This is a genomic window from Mesorhizobium sp. Cs1299R1N1 (assembly GCF_037179655.1).
Taxonomy (GTDB): domain Bacteria; phylum Pseudomonadota; class Alphaproteobacteria; order Rhizobiales; family Rhizobiaceae; genus Mesorhizobium; species Mesorhizobium salmacidum.
The window spans coordinates 1-1486 of sequence record NZ_JAPYKR010000079.1 but is presented as its reverse complement, the minus strand read 5'-3'; the positions used below and the strand labels follow the sequence as shown (position 1 = coordinate 1486).

Below are 1486 nucleotides of genomic sequence, written 5' to 3'. Positions count from 1 at the left end.
CATTCAGGTCGTCGAGGGGAATCGAAGCGAGCTCGAAGAACTTCTTGGCAGAAGGATTTTCATTCACGAATTTCGTCGACGCGGCAATCCCGAGGTCAATCATGGGAAAGCCAACGTTTCCGACACCAGAGATTTCCGTGCTTGCATTCTGGCCGTCAGGAAGGTCGGTCTTCTTGACGTTCAGCCAGACGACATCCCGGCCGTGAACGAGAACGCTTGAGAGCCAGAAAGGAGTCCACGTGTAGTAAATCGTGGGTTTGCCCTCCTTTATGCGCTGGACGGCGTCCGGGATGATAGCGAAATAGCCGCCCTGCTTTTCGTCAACCGTATCGCGGAGGCCATAGGCATCCAAGTGATGCTCGATGATCCGCTCACAACCCCATCCGGGATCGCATCCGTAGATATCTGCCTTGCCGTCTCCGTCGATGTCGAAGAGTTTGGCCTTTTCAGGATCCTTGAGGTCCTCAAGAAATTTGATGCCAGTGGACTCGGCAGTCTTTTTGTCGATGAGATAGCCTTGAAGGTTGTTGGGGGTGAGCGTTCCAAAGGTCGTGATGATGTCAGGTCCGCCGTTTTCCTTCACAAACTGGTCATGGATAGGCTTGGCGTACGCGGCGTAATAGGTAGCATCACCCTTGCCGATGGCAACGTAAGCGACTTCAATATTCAGCTGCACCGGCTCCGCGACATCATAACCGAGTTGGCGAAGCCCCTCGTCGACAATGTATGTCTGCATTAATTCTTCGCTGACGCCCGACCAAGCTGGAATGACCTGCTCCCCCGCGAAGGCAGCAGGCGATATGAATGCCGAGCAGAGCAAGAGTACCTTCAGTAGCGATTTCATTTCATGTTCTCCCATTGCTCTTGATAGGGTGCGATGACTACGCGGCGACCGCCTGTGCCACTGGACAAGCTCCTCAAGGCGGACGTTAGGCAGCTTCAATTCCGACTTCAAATGAGAATAACTGGTGTCACGCATAATCAGAAGTCATGGCCAAAAGAGCCGATCGGCGTGCGTGCAGCCGTCCTTGGAGAGGCGTTGGCATAACGCGCGTCACCGCTGGCGCGCCTGCCCGAACGGGGCCATGACTTTTGCTTGTTGGCCTCATGATTTTTAGTCGCTTGCGAACGAACCGTCCCTGTCGATAAGCAAGCAAAACGAGCGGGAAACCGGCGAAATCTTTCTTTAGTCCTCAAAGGCGGGCACCCATCGAATGAGTGAGTCAAATCGAGTTGTCGTTGTCACGGGCGCAACATCTGGCATCGGGGAGGCGGTGGCGCAGGCTTTTGCCGCAACCAAGGCGTCGCTGGTTCTGGTAGGACGCGATGCTGCGCGCGGGCGGCGGGTCGTGGAGGCAATCCGGCGCATGGATTGCCCGGCTGAGCTGCTCCTTGGCGACGTGACCGAGCGGGCGTTCGCGGATCAGGTCATCGACAAGGCCGTGGAGATGTTCGGCAAGGTCGACGTGTTGGTCAACAGCGCGGG

The 1486-nt window shown here is 56.2% G+C and carries 2 protein-coding genes; one reads left to right on the top strand and one right to left on the bottom strand.

Going from position 1 to position 1486, the window contains the following annotated elements; all coding sequences use genetic code 11:
* On the bottom strand, window positions 1-844 hold an 844-nt coding region (proX, locus tag O7A70_RS33740), incomplete at its 3' end, for a glycine betaine/L-proline ABC transporter substrate-binding protein ProX (protein ID WP_337144193.1).
* A 430-nt stretch (window positions 845-1274) separates the two neighbouring features.
* Here proX and O7A70_RS33735 point away from each other — a divergent pair.
* On the top strand, window positions 1275-1486 hold a 212-nt coding region (locus tag O7A70_RS33735; protein ID WP_337144192.1), incomplete at its 3' end, for an SDR family NAD(P)-dependent oxidoreductase.